Genomic DNA, 19,184 nt, shown 5'->3' on the forward strand with positions numbered 1-19,184 from the left:
CGTATTGTATCGTTATTCGTTGATTAAGTCAATGCTCTCTAAAGGAAGGCAATATTTTATCTGGGAATAATAATTGTAAAAATTGTACCTTGCCCAACTCTTGAATCACAACTAATCTTTCCTCCATGTTTCTCTGTTACTATTTGATGAGCGATCGCCATGCCCAAACCTGTTCCTTTGCCCACTTCTTTGGTGGTAAATCCTTGTTGGAAGATTTTCGCTTTTACCTCTTCTGGCATTCCTGTACCATTATCTGAAATTCTAATAATTACACTCTGTCGATCATTATCTAACTCTGTTTCAAGAGTAATTCGATTTGGTTCCTTTTCTATTTCCTGAAAGGTTTTTCCGGTATTGCCTTCATCTAAAGCATCAATCGCATTGGCAAACAAATTCATAAATACCTGATTTAGTTGCCCCACATAGCATTTCACTAGGGGAATATCGCCATAATTTTTAATAATCTCAATAGCTGGACGGTTTTCGGTAGCTTTGAGGCGGTATTTTAAGATTAATAAAGTACTGTCTATCCCATCGTGCAGATTAAACTCAATTTTGCTAGTGGTATCCGTGCGGGAAAAGGTGCGTAAAGATGTACTGATATCCGCAATACGCTCGACTCCTTCTTGCATTGATGCCATCAGTTTGGGAAAATCTGTCGCTACAAAATCTAAATCTAGCTCTTCAATCTCTTCAATAATTTCATTGGGGATAGAGGCATATTTTTGATACAGAGACAAACCATTGAGTAAATCTTGCAAATGCTCAAGAGCTGCGTGAATATTCCCGCCAATAAACCCAACAGGATTATTAATTTCGTGGGCAACTCCTGCCACCAAATTACCCAGTGTTACCATTTTTTCATTCTGGACTAATTGCAGTTGAGCCTCTTGTAAATCCTTGAGAGCTTGTTGTGCTTGTTGATACAGTCTGGCATTTTCCAGAGAAATTGCTGCTTGAGCGCAGAGAGTATCAAGAATTTCTACGCGCTCGCTGGTAAACGCATCAGCAGTTAAACTATTTTCCAAATAGAGAATGCCGATTAATTTCCCTCGCTCTAGTAAAGGTATAGATAGTAAACTTTGAGGATGAAAACTTAGTAAATAGTTATCGGCAGCAAACTGTTGTTGGGCAGCTTTACCATCTAAAAGTACAGTTTCTGTGGTGCGTCGGACATAGTTAATCAATCCTACAGGTAAGTCAATATTTTCTTCCAGGGGAATGGATTGATTTAATGAATCTATGGTTAATTGACTGCTATCTTCAGTACGAGTGGCGATCGCTTCTATTGTCAATCCGGTTTCACTGCTTAATAATAATGCACTTTTTGTGGCTCCGGCATTTTCCAAAATAATCTTGATAATAGTGGAGAGCAGGCGATCTAGTTCAATTTCTCCCGATAAGGTTTGAGAGGCTTTTAAGAGAGAAGAAAAGTCAAGAATCGAAGAAATATTGGCAACAGTTGCAGTTTGATGATGAGAATTACTGGTGATTTGAGAAATGCTTATATTTGAAGATAAGGACTGGATATTTTGTTGCAGGAGAGGTTTCAACAATTCGGGATAGCCTTGCTCAAGATCGTTGTTTTTAGCTTTTGCGCCCCATTGAGCATAGCAATAGTAAGCTTCTTGTAAATAAAGTGCGGCAAATTTTTCTTTGCCCCATTCAAGGTAGAACTTGGCAGCAAGTTCATTGGCCAAGGCTTCTTCTTGGATGTATTCGTTTTCTTTAGCTCCTGCTATGGCTCGGTCGTAAAGGTCGAATGCTTCGTAAGACTTTCCTAGAACGCGGCATCTCTCTGCTTCTACTAAATCCCACTTATGTTGGTAATTCATAGGGGCATTGGTTGCCCATTGCTTCATCTTTTCTTGATTACTTGTAACCCGATTCAGAATAGGGTCTAGCTGCGAGTCTGCTATAGAAGAACAAACCGCCAAATGCGCTAAAGAGTCATAGAAATTAGAAATAAAGGTTATTAAAAATCCTTCTACCGCATCTAAATACTGTTCGGCTTTTAGAGCATTTTCTTGGGCTTGCAGATAGTCCCCGAAGAGATAGCTGAGAATCAGCTTATTGAGATAAACATAATAAATTTCACTTCTATGATTATCCCCTTGAAGCTGAGGTAAAGAACTTTTTTCACTATAAGCTGCACCTTCTAGATTGCAGAGATTTTCTGAGGGGTAGAGTAAATTGATAACTGCCTGATGAAAAGTTTGGTTCCACGCTAAAGCATTGTTTTGTTTGAAGCGAGATAGGGTCTCGCTGATCGCTGCCATCTCGGATTCAAGGCTACTGAGTTCTTGTCCCGATATATACGAATATTGACATTTATGGACGGCAGCATAACCCATAAATTCAAAGCTGCCACCCTCTAGTCCACTTTGATATCCCTCCTGCAAAATAGGCAGCGTTTCTTTCACATGAGCTTTAATATGAATTGTCGATGCTCCTACTGGCATACACACAGAAGACTTCATATCTAAAGCATTGAACTTTTGCGATATATTTAAGGCTAATTGACCAAATTTATACGCCGACTCAGAATCTTGGAAAATGGCTTCTAACAAAACACTGTAGCAAGCGTAACCATAACCAGAAAAGGGTGAATTGCCATATTCGAGTGATAAATTGACCAATGCACAGATAACCAAGGGGAAAAAGCTGCGAGCTGCCTGAAAGGAGGGTGAACCCAGACTCAGCAACATCTTGGCGATCGCTAATTTTTCACCATCGGTCATCACTGGTAGGTGAATGATATCTTCTATTTTCTTGCCTTGTAGATTGCTGGCAGTTTGCGCTAACGTTTGTTCAATATCAGCCGGAGTTGGTGATTCTGGAAAGCTTACACCAAGCAACTCTAAAGCCTCAAACCCAATATTTAGAGCTTCTATCTTTTTGGCTTGTGCCATATAAGCCTGGATTTTGGTGGAATAAACACCCATTTTGTCTACGGCACTATTGACTTGCTGTAAAACAATCTCTGCCCATTGCTCCATTTCGGCCATATCCCCGCTAAGATAAGCGGTTTCTGCTGCAAGTTCATGCAGCGGTAAAGCCAGGTCATAGTGAGCTTGCCAGGCTAATTGCTCTAGTTGAGGAGACGTGAGTAAGTCAATCCCTGTCGTCGCATACTGATAGGTGGCAACGTAGGCTGTGGCTACCCGCGCTTTCTGTGCAGCCTTCAAATTGAGTTCAACCAGTTGGATTTTCTCTGATAAATCAGTCACTAATGACTGGCCAACATTAAACTGATTAACGATTTCAAACAGAGTTTCATCTAATTCTGTGGCTGATGTCTTGTTTAACAACAGTCTGCCGATTTTGAGGTGTGTGGCTTGTTTTTGCTCCGGTGGAATCAGCAAATAACCAGCTTGTTGCACTCGATCGTGCAGAAAACGATAGCTTACAGAGATATTTTCGATGTTTTCTGTGTTGTAATTGTCTCCCTGAAAGAACTTATAAGTTTCATTTTCAGGAATCACCAAACCCTCTTGTAGCACTCGCCACAAATCATCCGCCAGATATTCTTGATTAGTTTCACTAACAATCGCTAACGTAGCTAAATCAAACTGATTACCAATACAAGCCGCCAACTTCAACACCTCCTGAGTCGCCTCCGGTAACTTCTGCAACCGCCCCACCATAAACTCCACCACATCATCAGTCAGCGCCAACTGCCGTACCTGTGCAAAATTACATTGCCAATATCGAGCCGTCGCCTCAAAGCTAATGCAACCGTCTTGGTAGAGTCCCTGCAAAAACTGAGTGGCGAAAAAAGGGTTCCCCTGAGTCTTCTGATAGACGAGTTCCGCTAGCGGTGCAGCCAGTTCTATCGAACAGAGTAAGGTATCAGCAACCAGGTAGTGAATATGCTCTGTGGCTAGAGGTTTTAAGGTCAATGTCTGGATTTGTGCTTGGTGTTTTCTGATATCCTCTAATGTCAGCATCAACGGATGGGCTGGGAACACTTCGTTATCTCGGTAAGCACCCAACACAAGTAAATAACCCGTTTCTGACTCCCCCATCAGCAGTTTCAGCAAATTCAGGGAAGCAGAATCAGCCCACTGTAAATCGTCTAGGAACATCACCAGCGGATGCTCTTTTGTCGTAAAAACGGCAATGAACTTTTGAAACAGTAAGTTAAAGCGATTCTGAGCTGCACTACCTGACAATTCTGGTACGTCTGGTTGTTGACCAATAATCTGTTCAAGTTCCGGAATCACTTCTATCAACACCTGACCACTTTCACCAACCGCTTCTAGGATTTTGGCTTTCCACTGTTGCAACTCACTATCGCTTTCACTCAACAATTGCCCCATCAAACTACGGAATGCTTGCACAACCGCACTGAAGGGAATATTACGATTAAATTGGTCAAACTTACCTTTAATAAAATAGCCCCGTTGTCGGACAATGGGTTTATGTACTTCATTAACCACTGCTGTTTTTCCAATCCCAGAAAAACCCACCACTAGCATCATTTCCCTATTTCCCTCTGCCACTCGCTCGAAGCTATCCAGTAATTCCTTGACTTCGGTTTCTCGTCCATATAATTTATCGGGAATAATAAAGCGATCGCAAATATCTCGCTCTCCTAACTCAAAAAACTCTATTTTTCCAGTTTCCTCCCATTGCTTTCTGCATTTCTCTAAGTCATATTTTAATCCCAAAGCACTCTGGTAGCGGTATTCTGCATTTTTCGCCATCAGCTTGAGAACAATATTCGAGAGAATTGGCGGACATAAATCTCCACCCAATACTACCCAGTTATTCAGAGGATCGGGAGAAACGGCAATATGAGCATGAATCAGTTCTAAGGCATCATTGCTGCTAAAGGGTACATCTCCTATCAGTAATTCATAAAAGGTGACTCCCAGTGCATAAAAATCACTGCGATAGTCAATTCCTCGATTCATCCGTCCTGTTTGCTCTGGAGACAAATAAGCTAGGGTTCCTTCTAAGACATTAGGGGTTTGAACGGTTTGAGTTTCTTTCGGTAAGAGGCTTGAAATACTAAAATCGATTAATTTTACTTGTTTGGTTTCTGGGTGAATTAGTATATTTGCTGGTTTAATATCTTTATGAATAATTGAGTTCTTGTGGAGCTGGTGTAGAATTTCTGATAGTTGGATGGCAATATCTAGAAATTGGGGCATAGAAAAGGAAGATTTTCCTTCATATTCGGCTAAGGATATACCCCCCATATCTTGCATAATTATGGCGTAGCGGTTTTCGTAGCGTTGAAGGGTATAGGTTTTGATGATGCCTTCTATCTCTAGATTTTTGCTAATTGCATATTGATTTCTAAACTGCACCAATTCTCTGAAAGATGGATATTGATTGCGCATCAATTTGATAATAACTGGTTGTCCATTCTCCACGTTATAACCGCGATAGACTTCGGTGCGACTACTGTCATGAATGAGTTTAAGGGCTTGATAATTTGCTATTTTAATTGTGTTTGTCTTAATCATTGACTTGGTTTGTCAGTCGTTGAATCTAATTTTGATGATCTTACAATTTAGTTTACTTATTTTTTGGCCGAAAGTCCAACTATTTAGATATATTTACAGTCAGGGCAAACGCATCTAAATTCTGGAAGCTTCTGCCGTTAAGCTTTAGAATAGTAATGAGTATAAATATTTATAAGTCTGACATCCTTACCCTGTCAGAACTTCAAAATAAGATGCGTTTGCCCTGTATTTACAGTTGTCTGTTTGAAGAATCTAGTGCAACCGGAATGCGTACTTTCTGGTTTTGCTGGAAAAAAAATGCAAGATTTTACCTGGAAATTATAATTGTAAAAATTGTACCTTGCCCAACTATTGAATCACAACTAATCTCACCACCGTGTTTTTCTGTGACTATTTGATGAGCGATCGCCATGCCTAAACCTGTTCCTTTTCCTACTTCTTTTGTAGTAAACCCTTGCTGGAATATTTTCGCTTTTACCTCTTCTGGCATTCCCATTCCGTTGTCAGCAATTCGCACTATCCCCTTCTGTTTATCGTCGCTTAATTCCGTTCTAATAGTAATTCTATTTGGTTCTTTTTCTATTTCTTGAAAAGTTTTTCCAGCATTACTTTCATCTAAAGCGTCAATCGCATTCGCTAAAATATTCATAAATACTTGATTGAGTTGCCCCGCATAGCATTTGACTGGTGGCATATTACCGTAATTTTTAATAACCTCGATAGCTGGACGGTTTTCATTAGCTTTGAGACGATATTTTAAGATTAATAAGGTGCTATCTATCCCATCGTGCAAATTAAATTCGTTTTTCTGATTGGTATCCTTACGAGCAAATGTTCGTAGAGATGTACTAATATTGTGAATGAGATCGTATCCCCTTTGCATTGACGCAATCAGTTTTGGGAAGTCTTCAACAACAAATTCTAGGTCGAGGTCTTCAATTTCTGCGACGATTCGATCGTCAAGGTGGGAATGTTTGCGATAGAGAGAAAATCCTGCCAATAAATTTTGCAGATATTTTTGTGCTACCCTGACATTGCCACCGATAAACCCAAGGGGATTGTTGATTTCGTGGGCAATTCCAGTCACGAGATTGCCTAAGGTTACCATTTTTTCATTTTGTACGAGTTGTAGTTGTGCCTCTTCAAGTTGTAAATATTTCTCTTTAAGTTCTTGATTGGCCTTTTCCAGTTCTTGATTGAGTGTCTTGAGTTGTTGATTTTGTTGGGCTAATTTTTCAGACTGAATAAAGTTAGTTTTTTGGAGCATTTCTCGCAAGCGAAAAAGTTGTAAATGAGTTTCAACGCGAGCTAAAACTTCTTCAGCTTGTACGGGTTTGGTAATATAATCTACTCCCCCTACACTAAATGCTTTAACTTTGTCAAATATTTCGTTCAATGCACTAATAAAAATCACGGGAATATCTCGCCATTTTTCATCTTTATTGAGACACTCGCACATTTCATAACCATTCATTTGCGGCATCATAATATCCAATAAAATCAACTCCGGAAGGAAATTTTTCATTCCCATTAGTGCTAATTTAGCACTGGGAAAAGCTCTAACTTCATAGTCGCGTTCCTCCAAAAGATTGGATAATAAATGTAGATTAGCGGGGGTATCGTCAACAACAATAATTCGACCGTTATTTTCAATCATAACTAATAGGGAATAGGCAACAGGCAACAGGGAAGATATTTTTAGGAAAAAGTACGGAAAATAATTTTGTGAGGAACTTTTAGTTCTCTTACCGAAAGATTTTGGTTGAAAGCCTACTCTTTATAAGAGGATAAAAAGAAAAATTTTCCTTTGAGTCAATCCTCTTCTTTTAAAGGAGAGGTAATTCTAAATTCTAATTCAGCAACGCCAAGATTTTTTCATACTCGAAGTTATAAAGAGATGTTTGTAAAGCCTCCGCTAACTCCTCGTGCTCCAGAGAAATTTTCTCCAGTATACCATTCATGGTTTTACGATCTGAATTCACAATTGCATCCTCTAATCCTCTTTGGCATTCTTCAGGTAATGTCGCTAAATTTTCTCGCGTCAATATCTCCCCTGTTAGTTTGATTTCTTTTTCTTGCACTTCTTCATAGATAAACTCGACACCAATATGTTTGTGCATCGCCTCAAATATATCTTCCTCTCGAAATGGCTTCCTCATCAAAGCATCACACCCTGAGGACAAGATTACCGCTTTTTCTTCTTCTAGAACACTGGCAGTCAAGACAATGATTGCCGTTGCTTGTCCTTGGGCCGTTGCTTTGATATTTTGGGTGGCTTCATAAGCGTCCATCACAGGCATCCGCATATCCATCCAAATTAAATGAGGTTGCCATGACTCGAAAATTTCGATAGCTTCTTTGCTATTACTGGCTTCTTTAATTTCAAATCCCAGGGGATTAAGTAATTTTACTAAAAACTGGCGATCGAGGATTTTGTCATCTACAATCAGGATGCGATAGCGTTGTTGGTTGGGGGCAAGGGCAATAACTCTCCGTTTAGGTTTTTGACTTTCTACGACTTTGGCTTCGACTTCCTCGACTTGAATGTCAAAACTGAAGGTTGTCCCTTTTCCAACTTGAGAGGTGATTTGGATATCGCCGCCCATTAACTGCACGAATTTACGGGAGATGGGCAAACCTAACCCCGTTCCTTCTTGTGCCTCTTTGCCAGTTTTGGTTTGGACAAAGGCTTCAAAGAGTTTCTCAAGTTCTTCTGAGGCAATTCCAGCTCCGGTGTCTTCTACAGCAAAGGATATTCGTTTGGACTGGGAATTGCCTGGGGTTTCGATCGGGGTTGCTCGCAGAATGACACCTCCTGCTTCAGTGAATTTGATGGCATTGTTCAGCAGATTGATCAAGACTTGGCGCAGTTTCACTTCATCGGTGCGAATGTAGCGAAGGACGCTTTCCTCTCTTTCCAGTAACAATTGCAATCCTTTGCCGTCAGCTTTGAGTTGGAACATATGATGAATATCATCGAGAAGGCGATGCAAGTCGAAGTTCTTTTCGTTTAGGGTTATTTTACCAGCCTCAATTTTGGAGAATTCGAGAACATTGTTAATGAGAGTGAGGAGGTGTTCTCCACTGCGAGAGATGATAGCAAAGTTTTCTTGGTAGTCGCGGGGGAGGGTTTGGGAACGAGTCATAATTTGGGTGAAACCCAGGATGGCATTTAATGGAGTTCTCAATTCGTGACTCATATTGGCAATAAATCTGCTTTTCGCTTGATTAGCAACTTCGGCTTTTTCTTTGGCAATTACAAGTTCAGCATTGGTTTTTTCAAGGGTTTGAAAAGATTCTTTTAATTGAGCGCCCATACAATTGAATGATTGGGCTAATTCTCCCAATTCATCGTGACGTTCCAAATGAACAGTGCGCTCCCATTTGCCTTTAGCAATATCTTTAGCTGCCTGGTTCAACGCAATTAAAGGACGAGTCACCCAACGAGCTGTTAAAATTCCTATTGTGGCAGCAATAACCAATGCAATAATACAAAGAATGATTGTTATTCGGGTATTCTTATTAATTTGTGCCATAAAATCTGCTTCTGGAATAATCACGACAATTAACCAGTCCAAACCCTTAGCATTGGGATCTTCAAAAGGAGTAACTTGGAGAAAATAGCGTTCATCATTGATAAAAAATTCGAGATGTTGAGATTTTTCAATCTTGTTTAAATCACCAAAATGATTTTGTAAATAATTTGTTGTCGATCGGATGGTGGGAATTTGACTATCGGTTGCATTGAGACGGACTAAATCTTCTCCTTGACTTAGAAATGGCTGTTCTTCTGTTGAGGAAGCAACAATATTGCCATCACGTTCCATAATAAAAATTTTTCCCGTTCGACCAACACGTAAATTTTTGAGAAAATCACCTATTTCTTCAAGAGTAATATCAATTCCCGTTACACCCAATAATTTTCCAGATTCATTATAAACAGGTTTTGAAAGTGTCATCCCCAAGGCTTTGTGAGAGAAGAAAATATAAAGACTCCATATAGAAATTTGAGATTGAAATGATTCTTGATACCATGGTCGCAGTCGCATTTGATAGTTAGGACGACCACTAACTTTTTTCGTGGGACGACCTCGATCATCCATGGCATAGGATTGAAACTCTCGTTGAGTGGTTAATGGATCGGATATCTTGTAGACTAATTTTCCATCCGTTCGTCCTACTCCTGTATACTTTTCTTGTTCATGTATGCCAATTTGAATGGTATTAATTTTTGGAGTTAATTTAACTTGTTTCCAAAAGTAATCTCTGATTTTTTCGGAATTATTGACATTGAGAATATTGATATTGAAAGCCGAATCATTCAATGTATTGATAGAGTGAGGAATTTCGAGATAGTCATCAACATACTGCGTTGCTCTTGACGTAATTTCTTCCCGCAGTTCTTGAGTGATTTCCCGGATTGCTTTCTGACTATTTTTAAATGACAGATAACTAACAATTCCAACCGCAGAAACAATTTGAATAATAAATGGGATAACAAAAACTGTGCGAAGAGAAATGGAGGAAAAGAGTTTTTTCATTTTTTTATCTTTATTTTCAATTATAACTAATACCAAATCTCAAAAGTCTTGCTACATCTTTTTGAGAGTAGGCAGTAGACAGTAGGCAGTAGACAGTAGGGTTAAAAGAAATAAGATATCTTTGTTTAATACCGAGAATCGTTACAAACATTGCTGAACCATTATTATTATTTAATAACTGAAGTCTTCATGAAGTATAGCATTATTTTTGGGAAATGGTATAATATCATGTCTGCTTAAATACTTACACTTTAGAGGTAGGAAGGCAGAGGGTAGAAGGGAATATTCAACATCTCCAAAAATTATCAAGCACTGACTGTAACTATCTTTTAGGGAGAGATATAGCTGCCGCACTTGCTCCGCCAACGCCAAATCCTCCAGATAGTGGTACTTAGACATTTTTTTGTAGGAAAAATGCCTCAAAGTCAGTCTATGCAAGGGAATTACGCCAAACCCTTCAAAATTGCTAGAACCCTTGATAATTCAGGATTTATGCCTTTTTAACGTGAAATCCTCTGCCCATAAATATTTGAGTCTATTTTCTGCCTTTATTTTGTGTAATTCCCAATAGTCATTTTTTACGTACTTTAGAGGATTAGAGATAATTATTGTTAATTATTTATCATCTTTATCCCATTTTTTCTTGTTTTCTTGGCTTTTTTTTCGGTATTGTAGTTCTCTCGGCACCTTGATATCCTTTATCTCCCTGAAATCTTTGTGTTTTATCAATTTTTTTTGCTGTTGTATGAGTAAATTTACATCATTTTCTGGTTTTATTCCTACCACTATTACGTCTACTATTTCTGTAGTTATGATTTGTTTTTTTAATGTATTATTTTTCTTTTTTCCAGAGTAATATTTTTTCTGTTTATCATGATTATCTGATCAATACATACTCTGTTCTATACTATATAAAATTAATTATTGTTCTATTAAAAACTCTTGTATCCATAAAATTCATCTTCTTTTTTCTGGAATTTTTCTCACAAGCTACCAGGCAATAGTTCTTGTAATATGTCTATCCAATGATGAAAAATATTATTGGCTGTAGATTCACTTATACCAATTTGATAAATATTTGCTACAAATAGCTAGGGTATTTCTTAGAATTCTGGATTCTGAATTCAGGAGCCAGAATGAATAGATTTAATACCAGTTTTCAATTCATAAATTCTCTTTTTCTCTTGGTGCGCGTTCCCTCCCTTGGTCGGCGTTCCGCAAGCGAGCTGGCATCGTCGCGGGGTCGCACCGCTTTGTCAAAGGGACATTTCATGCAAAATCTTTTTATTGCACTGATTATTCATAACATTCTTTTTTCAAATTGGTATTACACCAAAGTTTATTCCTAGTATTTTACAGCGGTTTTCATTTGGGTAAACCACAGTAAGGACGTTCCATGGAACGTCCCTACAAGGTTTGATGTGTGAAGATGTGGTTCATCAAGAGCGAAAAGCGCTGTAAATGTAGGTATATGATGTAAATAGTATAAAGTTAAGATAATTTATTCCTCGACTTTTAAGATTTTTTTCTACCTCCTCTTACATGTTTTACTCAGAAGTGATAGTTAAAAAAGTGAGGATTTTTGGGAAGCAAAAGCCAAAAAATCACTCTTACTATTAGACATCTCCAATAATAAAAAATTAAATAAATTCTCATGCAGAAATCATCAATTATTTTCCTCCTATTGCCTACTCCCTACAAAGAGCAAAAATACTTTATTCAGCAAACTCTATTTATAGCGCTTTTCACATGGATAGACTACAGTTAGTATGGGCAACCCAAAAGCATTTTTCTACTCCCTACTCCCTACTCCCTACTCCCTACTCCCTAAAGTCCTAAAATTTTGTACCTCATCAACTCCAAAACTGCTGTAAGATTAATATCATACACTAATTCAGCAACGCCAAGATTTTTTCATACTCGAAGTTATAAAGACATTTTTTTAAAGCCTCCGCTAACTCCTCGTACTTCAGAGAAATTTTCTCCAGTATACTATTCATGGTTTTACGATCTGAATTCACAATTGCATCCTCTAATTCTCTTTGCCATTCTTCGGGTAATATCGCTAAATTTTCTCGCGTTAATATCTCCCCTGTTAATTTGATTTCTTTTTCTTGCACTTCTTCATAGATAAACTCGACACCAATATGTTTGTGCATCGCCTCAAATATATCTTCCTCTCGAAATGGCTTCCTCATAAAAGCACTGCACCCTGCCGATAAGACTACTGCTTTTTCTTCTTCTAGAACACTTGCTGTCAAGGCTATTATTGCCGTGGCTTGTCCTTTGATGCTAACTTTAATCCTCTGGGTGGCTTCATAACCATCCATGACTGGCATCCGCATATCCATCCAAATCAAATGAGGTTCCCATGACTCGAAAATTTCGATAGCTTCTTTGCCATTACTTGCTTCTTTGAGTTCAAATCCCAGAGGATTAAGCAATTTCACTAACAACTGGCGATTGAGGATTTTATCATCAACAATGAGAATACGATAGCGGGGTTGGTTGGGAGCGAGGGCAATAACTCTCCGTTTGGGTTTTTGACTTTCTACGGCTGTGGCTTCTACCTCTTCAGCCTGAATCTCAAAACTAAACGTTGTCCCTTTTCCTACTTGAGAGGTGACTTGGATATCCCCGCCCATTAACTGCACAAATTTACGAGATATGGGCAAGCCCAATCCTGTTCCTTCTTGTGCCTGTTTACCAGTTTCGGTTTGGACGAAGGCTTCAAAAAGCTTGTCGAGTTCTTCTGGAGCAATTCCGGTTCCAGTGTCTTCTACAGCAAAGGATATTCGTTTGGGCTGGGAATTGTTTGAGGTCTCAACAGAGATTGCTCGCAGGGTAACACCTCCTGTTTCGGTAAATTTGATGGCATTGTTCAACAGATTGATCAAGACTTGGCGCAGTTTCACTTCATCGGTACGAATGTAGCGGGGTATGCTTTCCTCTTGTTCGAGTAACAATTGCAATCCCTTGTTGTCGGCTTTGAGTTGGAACATATCGTGGAGGTCGTCAAGGAGTCGGTACAAGTCGAAGTTCTTTTCGTTGAGAGTGGTTTTACCAGCCTCTATTTTAGAGAGGTCGAGGACGTTGTTAATAAGGGTGAGAAGGTGTTCTCCACTGCGAGAAATGATGCCGACGTTTTCTTGTTGGTCAGGGGAGAGGCTTTGGGAGCAGGTCATAATTTGGGTGAACCCAAGAATGGCATTCAATGGACTTCTTAACTCGTGACTCATATTGGCAATAAATGAACTTTTGGCTTGATTAGCCAGATCGGCTAGTTTTTTGGCCTCCATCAATTCGTGATTAACTTTTTCCAGATTAGCTGCAAGTTTGGCTGTGGTTTGATATTGTTCAAAGAGTTGGAGATCGTATTCAATGAGATTTCGCAATTCTTCCATCAAGTTCAAATAGTCTTGTTGGTAATCTGTCTCTTTGAAATCCATGACACAAATCGTTCCAAAGGGATTATTGTCAGGCCAGTTTATCGGTAAGCCATAGTAGGACATAAAACCATCTTGCGCGACTTCAGGATTATCATCCCAATAGGGGTCGGCTTTGGCATTTTTTACATAGAGCTGTTCACGAGTTTGCACGATTTTCCGGCAGAAGATATTACAGTTGAGGGGAATGACTCCACCAGGAGAGTATGGATTGGAGTCTTGCTGACTGGCAGTGACAACCTGATATCCTTGGTTCGTATGCTGTACGATAAACCCTGCAGGTGCTTGAAAAATGTTAGCCATCACATTAATAGTCTTTTGCCATTTTGCAAGTGGAATTGTATGTCGGTCGTCATCAAGGACCCAAATATTGCGATCGTAAGCGTTCATTAATCCCTCCTACTTATTTATATTGTTAACATTTCTTACCGAAAAATTAATAGTTATTAATTAAATAATACCATTTTGAAAAAATAATGTTACGAATAATAAGCACTATCAAAAGACTTCATCAGAAAGTATATTTGACGAAAAAGATAATTTACAACATCAAAAATGGTATTAAATCTGTTCATTCTGACTCCTAAATTCTGAATTCTGAATTCAGAATTCTAATAAATACCCTAACTATTTGTAGAAAACATTTATCAATTTGGTATAATTCAGTTTTATTAGCCTCCCCTTTCAAGGGGAAAAAAAGTGCTAGGATATTTCCTGACATTCAATCAAGAACGGTTTTAACTAGAGGTAATTATCCATTATCCATTAATGAAAAGGATGACTATTGCTCGTTAAATCTAGCTTATATCATGTTCGGTTGAATACTTAGGGTTTGTTGAATAAAGTCTTTTGGTAGAGGTAGGAGTCAGAATTTTCTAGGTCATGCTCCGCAAACAGAATTCAGGAGTTAGGGCTTAATTAGGAAGTAGTAAAAAAAATTGTCCCTTGATTTTTCTGCTATAATCGTCCCAAAATACTAGCTCTATGCAGCTCTTGCCACCGAAAAGCTGAAACTTTTTGAGACAAAAAAATGCTACAACTACTACCAGTCAATATTTCAAGCTTCTGACTTTCCTACGGAATGCTGCGCAAACAGGCAGAGGTACTGATAACTGATAACTAAAATGACTCCTCCATCATTATTTATAAGTATTCAACCTCTATTTTAAAGATCTAAATGAGCTTGAAAATACTGACGATATAACTCACACCTGGGATAACATTTATTATTCTGCCATTTCACCAAACCTAAACTATCTAACTTAAAACCTAACATTCCTGTTAACTGCCCATTATAATTTTCAGAAATCGCATTTTTCATCGCTTCAGCTAACTCTGGATACTCTTCTAAATTCCACAACTGTCGTCGTAAATGGTCGCTATAAATTCCAGTTTCAGCAGTTACATTTTCTAGCAAATCTTCCAGAGTTAAATCTTGTTTAGAAATATGATATAAAGCTACCCTAACTAAATAAGGATGCCCGCCAACAATTGCCATTAATTTATCTACCTCTGACTCCGACCAATTCAAATTATGTCGAGATGCTAAATCCTGAACTTGCTGTGAATTAAACTCTGGTAAATCTATAGGCAATCCTACATTAAAAGGAGATTGATTAATATTCATAGGAATATAAACTTCCGTAGAATGTACTACCAATAATCGCAATTTTTTCCAAATAACTCGTCGCTTTGATTCCTCATGCCAAGCTCGTAATAATCCCAAAAAATCTTCCGCAATATCAGGATATTGAAAAACTCTATCAATTTCATCTAAACCCAACACCAAAGGATTATCTATTTGAGCTAATAAATACTTCTCAAAATAATCCTTACAATTAACTTTACTACCAAAAATATCATCCCAATAATCATCTAATTGATTAGGTAAACGTAACTCTCGCCCCACATAAGCACAAAACCATTTTAAGAATTTATCAAGATTACTAAAAACCTCTTTATCTACTAACTGAAAACTTAAAGGAACAGTTCGATATCCTTCCTGTGTAGCATGGTGTAAAATTCTTGCCATTAAAGAAGTTTTACCCATCTGTCGTGGAGCCTTAATTCTAATCAACCCACTTGGTTGCAAAATAGCTTGATAACAACGTTCTTCAATAGGCGGACGTTCGATATAAAAAGTAGATGCCACATCAATTTGTCCCCCCGGTATTTCAGGTTCGGCAGATGGTAAAGGAGCACTATTTGTTGACGCAATGCTACTAATTTCTTCAGCAGGTAAATTCTCTTGTTGCTCCTCTACTTCCGACGCAATATTCTCCGGTGGAGTAGCTAAAAGAGTCAAAACTTCTTTCAGAATAACCACACTATCTTCAGGCGATCGCCACTCCCGTTGTTGAATGCGATAGAGATAACCCCGTAGATCGTGGTTGAGGGGCGTACTCAGGGAAAACCCTACTCGTATCGGCAAAATTACAGGTTTACGGTTAGGTCGAGAAAATTGTAACTCTCTTGCCAGTTGTACTTGATAGGTCAGTAACTCACTTTGCACTGACTGGGGAGGCAAAAACAACAGCAAATAATCACACCGTTTCAACTCTTCATTAATGCGCCGAAACCAATTTTCTCCCAGACGGATGCTATCTGCTGCCATAAATACCTGATGACCAGAAGCATTCAATGCTGTTTCAAACTGTCGTGCTAATTCTCGATCCGGGTCTTGACTGCGATAACTGATGAAAACTTGGGAACTATTGTGACTAACTATTTCTTCGTTATTTAGCAGTGGCAAAAGTTCTCCTAGAGGTTCTGTTTCATTTGAAGTTTGACCCTGTTTTCCCGAACGATGGTCTGCTTCATCCAATGTCAGGCCAAAGGAGGCAAAGAGCTGTTGAATTTTACTCAGGTCTGCACCCACTCTCCCTTGTCTAATTTTACTGATGGTATCGGAACCCACCCCAGACTCAGCTTCAATTTCTGCAAGAGTAGCTCTGAGGTTATATTGTTGTTTCCATTCTTCAATAGCTTCATTCAATTTTTTCAGTCCAGAAGTTGTGAGAATTCGTCCGCGATCGCGCTTTGATTTTTTTTCCACTGTTTCTTCCTGTTTATAATTTTATTGTTATTTATTGTAAATGATTTTAACTAACTATCAGCTTTTCTGTTCCGAAATACTTTTCTACGGAATGCTACGCAAACGCAAATAGCTGTCAGCTAAAAATTCAAGGATTTAGTCCCACACTATATTTGAAAAAGCTCGTGGTGCGTGTTAATAGGGGATTCAAACCCCCATTATACACCTTGAGAAGCTGATTGCTGATAGCTGAGTGCTGAGTGCTACTTTAACGAAGATAGCTAACTTTTTCTAATTTAAGGAAGTTAACTAATTAACAACATTTTAACTACTGTTCTCTGGAAGTCATACTACCTAACATAATTGACACGTTTCTAGATTTTTTTCAATGCTTGCTTAATTAAACTCCTAATGTTCTCTACCAAAAAAATCTGAATTTTTTAAAGTATTTATATGAACACAAAACAGGGAGTAAGCCAATGAAAAATATTTTTCATCGTTCAATTTTAACTGTTTTTAGCACAATATTTTTTACTATTAATGCTGTTACCCCTGCCCAAGCAAATTTTACTTTTGATGAAGTAGAAATTGATCAAAATCAAGTTATTGCCATGGCAATGCCTCTGAGCGATCTAAACGGATATTCTGGTTATAAACTAATTATTTTAGAACAGCGTTCTAATCAAAGACCTTGCTGGAGTGAAAGTGAAGCAGGATTATATCCAATTTTAGTTGAGCCTTTGCTGTTAGACTTTAATTTTTCTGGCATTTGTGGAAGAGCTACTGATAGTAATGGTTATTCAATTCGAGTAGATGGTAATGATTTATCACTTAGTCATAGAGTAATTTTGCAAAATGTTGGTGGTGAAATTAAATTATTTGGCATTTCCTTGACAGGAGATAAAAAATTGATTGGTAGAAGTCGCGGACTTAGTAATGGAATGATGAAAATTTTTCTAGAACCTGGTTGGCAATTTACCAAACGTAGTTATCAAGGAAAAGTCCTTGGTCATTTTTATTTTAGTCATGATAGTTTTGCTGCTAAACAAGCTGAGGTTGAACAAAGAATATCTGAGATTGAGGCTCAAATTCCAGATAGTTTAGAGTTTGATGATAATACTAATTTAGCAATAGCAGAAGGTTCAGAAACTGAAGAGTCAGAAATTACAGAAGTATTTTTTAATATTCCTTGAAAAATTTGTACGCCCTACTTTCTAATTTTTCAAATAGTTAATACGTTAAAAATTTCTTTTACAAAATCAATAAAAACCATGAAAATTAGATTAATGAACCATAGAAAAACCAATAAAGCACCTCAGACAGAATTGAATAATTTAGAAACATTATTAACTTTAATTGGTCTAGATTTAGTCATTCAAGAAACAGAGTATTTTACAGGAGATGATTGGTTGCCTCTATGTAACGATATTGATAGTGGAGAAATTTATCGGAACTGGTTTATTTGGCAAGATACAGAAGTTACTCAAGAATGGGAAGCTTACGATCATATTACCAATCAACGAATTATTGACAGTAACTTAACTAGATTAACAGCAAAAATCGATCGAATAGAAAACCAGAGAAATTTACAAATAAATAATTAGTTGAATAAGGAAAAGTCTTACTTTGTCTGAGCTTTAAACTTTTGAAATGTCCCAACCTTTTCTTCAACTGCTATACACACAACATTACAATAAATTAGGAAATTAATTATGACAGGTTTAGAAATAATAATTTTTGCTTTAGTACCAAGTATTGCTTGGGGAATAGGAATTGTATTTGCTTTTCCTCCTGATGATATTAATCATTATTAACATCCCAAAATAAGCATCAAGACTTTCATCATCATAGAAATTGATTAAATTTGAATATTTAAAACTAGAAAACTGGTTTGTTGCATGAAGGTGGCGATCGCAGTTAAATTGTGTATACTGCCAAAGAAGTTTTTGGTGCGTAGTTAGGTTTTAGTTTTAGTGGGATGATGTTACCCACCCCACTTTTATTTATTAGACACTTAATTTAGGCTTGCATTATCATTCCCATTCAAAACAACCTTATAAAATGAACTGGAAAGATTTTTGATAGTGCTTTTGCTATACGTATTATGTATAGCGATATAGCGATGGCAAGTTGTACGTTCTTGTTTGAAAAACTTTTGAACAAAGAAATTAGTCTAGGAGTAGACGTATTAGATATCCCAAAAGATTTTATGATATGAACTACATCATTTTTTCCCAGTGGATGACCTGCGGCTTGAGTTGCTGTACTTAGTAACTCATTAACAGACTTAATTTGTTCGACTGGCCATTCCATGATAGCAATTACAGTCTTTTTACCAATTGAACCACCTGCTGCTTGAGTAGCTGTGGTTAGTAAATCAGTGACAGCTTTAATTTTATCAGATGGCCAAGGTTGTGATTTTGTTTGGTTTCTGCTACGGTTAATGTACATGGTAAAAAGCTTCAGCTTAGGCTGGAGAGTGAAACAACATATTTTTTTGACAGAAAGTTAACTGTTGGCGCAGTTAGCTTTCTTTATTTTTAATTTATAAATGTATAATGATATATTTTGAAATATATATAAGATTTTTTTAGAATTGAACCAATAAGAAGTAAAGAGGGTGACAACTACCTCAAAACTATTGTGATACCAAATCCAGGTAAAAAAAAGGTGTATATTAACTAGA

General features: G+C 37.7%; 8 protein-coding genes and 1 pseudogene. 2 read left to right on the forward strand and 7 right to left on the reverse strand.

Annotation, left to right across the window (positions count from 1 at the left end; genetic code table 11):
* Window positions 1–56: 56 nt before the first annotated feature.
* From AC3DU7_RS00175 to AC3DU7_RS00200, 6 genes and pseudogenes are all read right to left on the reverse strand, one after another.
* On the reverse strand, window positions 57–5,477 hold the full coding sequence (locus AC3DU7_RS00175) for a trifunctional serine/threonine-protein kinase/ATP-binding protein/sensor histidine kinase (protein WP_488037351.1): 5,421 nt from the start codon (window positions 5,475–5,477) through the stop codon (window positions 57–59).
* A gap of 307 nt (window positions 5,478–5,784) precedes the next feature.
* Window positions 5,785–7,134, reverse strand: a complete 1,350-nt coding sequence (locus AC3DU7_RS00180; protein WP_488037352.1) for a hybrid sensor histidine kinase/response regulator — start codon at window positions 7,132–7,134, stop codon at window positions 5,785–5,787.
* Between the two features lie 193 nt (window positions 7,135–7,327).
* Entirely contained in the window at window positions 7,328–10,018 is a 2,691-nt protein-coding gene (locus AC3DU7_RS00185) for an ATP-binding protein (RefSeq protein ID WP_488037353.1), read from the reverse strand.
* A gap of 907 nt (window positions 10,019–10,925) precedes the next feature.
* Window positions 10,926–11,082 (reverse strand): annotated as a pseudogene (locus tag AC3DU7_RS00190) (helix-turn-helix domain-containing protein); the annotation flags it as partial.
* Between the two features lie 825 nt (window positions 11,083–11,907).
* Window positions 11,908–13,854, reverse strand: coding sequence for a hybrid sensor histidine kinase/response regulator (locus tag AC3DU7_RS00195; protein WP_488037354.1), 1,947 nt, complete (start codon window positions 13,852–13,854; stop codon window positions 11,908–11,910).
* Window positions 13,855–14,629: 775 nt separating this feature from the next.
* Complete coding sequence (locus AC3DU7_RS00200; protein WP_488037355.1) at window positions 14,630–16,519, reverse strand: AAA-like domain-containing protein; 1,890 nt, start codon at window positions 16,517–16,519, stop codon at window positions 14,630–14,632.
* 458 nt (window positions 16,520–16,977) lie between these two features.
* Here AC3DU7_RS00200 and AC3DU7_RS00205 point away from each other — a divergent pair, with 458 nt between their 5' ends.
* Both AC3DU7_RS00205 and AC3DU7_RS00210 read left to right on the forward strand, forming a co-directional pair.
* Complete coding sequence (locus AC3DU7_RS00205; RefSeq protein ID WP_488037356.1) at window positions 16,978–17,691, forward strand: DUF3747 domain-containing protein; 714 nt, start codon at window positions 16,978–16,980, stop codon at window positions 17,689–17,691.
* Window positions 17,692–17,769: 78 nt separating this feature from the next.
* Window positions 17,770–18,102, forward strand: a complete 333-nt coding sequence (locus AC3DU7_RS00210) for a hypothetical protein (RefSeq protein ID WP_488037357.1) — start codon at window positions 17,770–17,772, stop codon at window positions 18,100–18,102.
* 439 nt (window positions 18,103–18,541) lie between these two features.
* Here AC3DU7_RS00210 and AC3DU7_RS00215 read toward each other — a convergent pair whose 3' ends face one another.
* The gene (locus AC3DU7_RS00215; RefSeq protein ID WP_488037358.1) at window positions 18,542–18,949 is read right to left on the reverse strand and encodes a hypothetical protein; all 408 of its coding nucleotides are present in this window, start codon (window positions 18,947–18,949) and stop codon (window positions 18,542–18,544) included.
* Window positions 18,950–19,184: the final 235 nt, after the last annotated feature.

Source organism: Okeania sp., assembly GCF_983059655.1.

Excerpts from the sequence above, each read along its gene's own strand:
- AC3DU7_RS00185 (WP_488037353.1), bottom strand. The coding sequence starts at position 10,018 with ATGAAAAAACTCTTTTCCTCCATTTCTCTTCGCACAGTTTTTGTTATC.
- AC3DU7_RS00195 (WP_488037354.1), bottom strand. The coding sequence starts at position 13,854 with ATGAACGCTTACGATCGCAATATTTGGGTCCTTGATGACGACCGACAT.
- AC3DU7_RS00175 (WP_488037351.1), bottom strand. The coding sequence starts at position 5,477 with ATGATTAAGACAAACACAATTAAAATAGCAAATTATCAAGCCCTTAAA.
- AC3DU7_RS00215 (WP_488037358.1), bottom strand. The coding sequence starts at position 18,949 with ATGTACATTAACCGTAGCAGAAACCAAACAAAATCACAACCTTGGCCA.
- AC3DU7_RS00205 (WP_488037356.1), top strand. The coding sequence starts at position 16,978 with ATGAAAAATATTTTTCATCGTTCAATTTTAACTGTTTTTAGCACAATA.
- AC3DU7_RS00210 (WP_488037357.1), top strand. The coding sequence starts at position 17,770 with ATGAAAATTAGATTAATGAACCATAGAAAAACCAATAAAGCACCTCAG.
- AC3DU7_RS00180 (WP_488037352.1), bottom strand. The coding sequence starts at position 7,134 with ATGATTGAAAATAACGGTCGAATTATTGTTGTTGACGATACCCCCGCT.